1 protein-coding gene and 1 tRNA gene are annotated in these 3,976 nt (G+C 61.8%); one reads left to right on the top strand and one right to left on the bottom strand.

Translation table 11 applies throughout. The annotated features are described in order from the left end of the window. Positions 1–649: 649 nt before the first annotated feature. Positions 650–736, bottom strand: a tRNA-Leu gene (locus ABI_RS14960). Positions 737–942: 206 nt separating this feature from the next. On the opposite strand from ABI_RS14960, the gene ABI_RS14955 reads away from it, so the two are divergent. After that, entirely contained in the window at positions 943–3,948 is a 3,006-nt protein-coding gene (locus ABI_RS14955) for a family 43 glycosylhydrolase (RefSeq protein ID WP_006273874.1), read from the top strand. The last annotated feature ends 28 nt before the right edge of the window (positions 3,949–3,976 follow it).

The raw sequence follows: 3,976 nt of genomic DNA, 5'->3' as shown, positions 1-3,976 counted from the left end.
TTGTTCGTGCCGTTCGTGGTCAAATTCTTACTGACCTTGCTTCGACCTCATTCGGCCAGCCGTTCGATGAGTTGCAGAAGAATGGTCGTAACCACCTTAAATTCCTCTGGTTGCTTGATGGCTCGCGACCGTCGAAAATGTATGTATAACACATTTTGCGCTTGACTTTGTAATGTAGTTTTAATACATTTCGCTCGACGGTAATGAGACGTCTGCGTCGTCACCTGCCACTGAACGTTTTCGAGGTGCGGACACTTTTCGAGGCTAGCCGGTGTATGGCCAGTGAACGGGAGGCTCATATGAGCCGTATTCCCCGCCTCGACCCGCACGCGACTGCGTTTGGTGGCTCCCGAGACGGCCTTTGACATTGTGAATCAAAAATTTCCAACTTCCCGTTTGAGGGGAGCGGACGAGCGCTGGGCACAGCAAAATCAACAGGCAGACGTCCGGACGTCTGCCCCGGCACTACCCACCGGCTTTTGCCGCGCTCTGCTCACGTCTCCCCTCAGGCGGGGTTTTCGCCGCCGCGGTCTGCCTTTGCGTGATATCGGTTTCGATAACATCGCCCATCCCACAGTGATCGCGAAAATGTTCAACGCGGCGCGGAAGATCGGCTGTAAGGGATAAGCGCTTTAGCGCTTCAAGCAGATGGTGCCCAGGAAAGGACTCGAACCTTCACGACTGTTACATCACTGGCACCTGAAGCCAGCGCGTCTACCAATTCCGCCACCTGGGCACGTCTCTAGGTCTGCGGTCCCCGGCCTAGACCGGAGGCGGCGACCTATAGTCAGAAAGTTTTGACGCGTCAACAACCGCATAAAACTTTTTTCCAAACGCTCCACAGACCCGCAAACCCGCACAAATTCCCTTGCTCATCCTCGCCTCGTCGCGTTATGTAATTGTCCGACATAATAATCATAATGCCACAGGTAGGAAAATCTCATGCGTTCGTTCATCGCCGGACTGGTCATCGTCGTCGGTCTCGGCCTGGCCGGTATCACCACCGCGTATGCCCAGGAAACGCCCACCACCTGGCCAACGACCTGGACAGCCGATAATGGCAACGGCACCTTCACCAATCCGCTGTTTTACGACGAGTTTTCCGACCCCGATATGATCCGTGTCGGCGACGACTATTACCTCACCGGCACCACCATGCATTCCATGCCGGGCCTGCCGCTCCTGCACTCCAAAGATCTGGTCAACTGGACGTTCCTGACCTATGTCAGCCCCAAGCTGGACCTGGGGCCTGGCTTTCGCCTTGAAGACGGCAAGGGTGTCTACGGCCAGGGCATCTGGGCGCCGACCTTCCGCTATCACGACGGCAAGTACTATATCTTCAGCAATGTCAACGGCCAGACGACCCAGCTCTTCACCGCCACCGACCCGAAAGGCCCGTGGACCCACGCCCAGATGAAGCGGTCCTTCCACGACCTGTCGGTGCTGTTCGACGGCGGCAAGGCCTACATTATCTGGGGCTACCAGGGCATCCGGATGGCTGAGCTGAACGCCGAATTGTCCGACATTGTCCCCGGCACCGAGCGCGAGATCATCCCCCACAGCGCCGGCATGGGCGAGGGCGTCCATTTCTATAAACTGAACGGCAAATATTACATCACCTCGGCCTGGTTCGACGGCCGCATGCGCATGCCGGCGGCGCGCGCCGACACCATCTGGGGACCCTACGACGTCAATCAGGCGATCAGCATCGATGAGGATTTCGGCCTGGCCGAAGGCAACAGAGTCGGCGGCCGTCAGCCCTTCCTGCGCATCCACCCCGGTAACCCGGCGCCCAATGGCCGCATGTCGCTGCACCAGGGCGGCCTGGTCCAGACCCCCGAAGGCGAGTGGTGGGGCTTTTCGATGATGGACTACAACTCCGTCGGTCGCCTGACGGCCCTGGCCCCCATCACCTGGAAGGACGGCTGGCCCTATTTCGGCCTGCCCGGCAACCTGACGCGCAATCCGCGCACCTGGGTGAAGCCCAAAACAAAGTACAAGGTCGCGCCGCACATGCCGTACGAACGCAGTGACGACTTTGCCGGCGCCACCTTGAAACCCGTCTGGCAATGGAGCCACGTTCCGGTCGATGCCAAATGGTCGCTGACCGAGCGTCCGGGGCACCTGCGCCTGCATACCCTGTCGGCGGCGGATTTCTGGACGGCGCGCAACACCTTGACCCAGCGCGCCATCGGGCCGCAATCGACCCCGACCGCCGTGCTGGATGCCGCGGGCCTGAAGCCCGGCGACGTCGCTGGCCTGGCCCTGACCAACAAGCCCTATGCCTGGATCGGCGTTGAACGCGGCGACGACGGGCTCTTCCTGGTCCAGTTCAACGAATACACCAATGCCACGACACGGGTGAAGATCGACGCCACCAAGGTCTGGCTGCGCGCCGAAGCCGACTTCATGACCGAAATCGCGCGGTTTTCCTACTCGACCGATGGCGAAACCTGGCTGCCCACCGGCGAGCCCTTCACCATGGCATTCCAACTGATCACCTTTCAGGGCGTGCGCTATTCGCTGTTCGCCTACAACACCCGCCGCGCCGAAGGTGGCTATGCCGATTTCGACTCGATCGATGTCTACGAACCCCATCCGCGCGGTCTGATGAAGCCCATCCCCTATGGCCAATCGATCCGCCTGACCTCATGGGCGGCGCCGACCGGTCTGGGCGTGACCGATGGCAAACCCAACCGCGGTGCCCCGGCTGATGTCGCGGTGGTCGATATGAAGCTGGGCCGTGCCGCCCTGAAGTTCGGGGACGCCTTCCTGACCGTAGCCGCCGATGGCGCGGTCAGTCTCAAAACCGGCAAACCGGGCACGGCACAGAGCTTCCAGTGGATTGAAACCCCGACCGGCGAACTAGCCCTGATGTCGCTGGTCACCAACCGCTTCCTGCGCATCGATCCCCAAACCGGCGCAGTCGTCGCCGACAGCCCCGGCCCGCAGTCGGACGGCAAGGACGGCGTGCGCTTCACCTGGGCGCCGGCCCTGAAGGTGGCGCAAAAGCCGCTCTACCGCGACCCGGTGTACGACGGCGCCGCCGATGTCTCGATCGTCTGGGATGACGCTCAGGCGCGCTGGACCATGTTCTACACCAACCGTCGCGCCACCGTGAAGGCGCCCGACCTGAAGGACGTCGCCTGGGTCCATGCCACGCCGATCGGTGTGGCGACCTCCGCCGACGGCCTGAGCTGGGACTATAGCGGCACGGCGGTGTTTCCCGCACAATGCACCGGCACGACCTTGTGGGCACCTGAGGTCTTCCGCGGCGAAGACCGGGACGGCGAGGGCTACCACATGTGGCTGACCATCGTGCCGGGCATCTTCAACCGCTGGGGTCAGCCCGGCGCCACCAGCCGCATCGTCCATCTGACCAGTCCGGATCTGAAGACGTGGTCCTGCGCCGGTGACGTCGAACTCGACATCGGCCGGATCATCGACGCCGCCGTCATCAAGGTCGGGGACACATATCGTCTGTGGTACAAGGACGAGACGGTGGGCTCGCGCATCATGGCGGCCGACAGCGCGGATATGAAGACCTGGAAGCGGGTAGGGGATACACCGGTCAGCGAGACCCGCGGCGAGGGCCCGAAAGTGTTCCGCCTTGCCGGGAAATACTGGATGGTCTTCGATGCGTGGAAGGGCCTAGCGGTCCTGAGCTCTGACGACGCCACGACCTGGGTGCAACAGGACGGCTTTATCCTGGCTGAGCCCGGTATGAATCCGACCGACCGCGCAAAGGGCCAGCATCCCGATGTGGTGGTGTCGGGCGACCGGGCGTTTATCTACTACTTCGTCCACCAGGGCGCCGAGAAGCCCGAGGACCCGCACTGGAACCAGCGCACGGTGATCCAGGTCGCCGAACTGAAACTGGTCGATGGTAAACTGACGGTCGACCGCAACGCCGACGTTGATGCGCTGCTGGCGCCGCCGGTGCGGTAGGAGCGCGGTAGGCGGATATTCGAAGTCT

Origin of the sequence: Asticcacaulis biprosthecium C19 (assembly GCF_000204015.1) — a bacterium.
Classification (GTDB): Bacteria; Pseudomonadota; Alphaproteobacteria; order Caulobacterales; family Caulobacteraceae; genus Asticcacaulis; species Asticcacaulis biprosthecius.
Note: the sequence above shows the minus strand (reverse complement) of the source record. Positions and strands in the feature narration are given on the sequence as shown.

Bases quoted from the DNA above. Each gene is read 5' to 3' on its own strand.
- ABI_RS14955 (WP_006273874.1), top strand. From the start codon at position 943: ATGCGTTCGTTCATCGCCGGACTGGTCATCGTCGTCGGTCTCGGCCTG.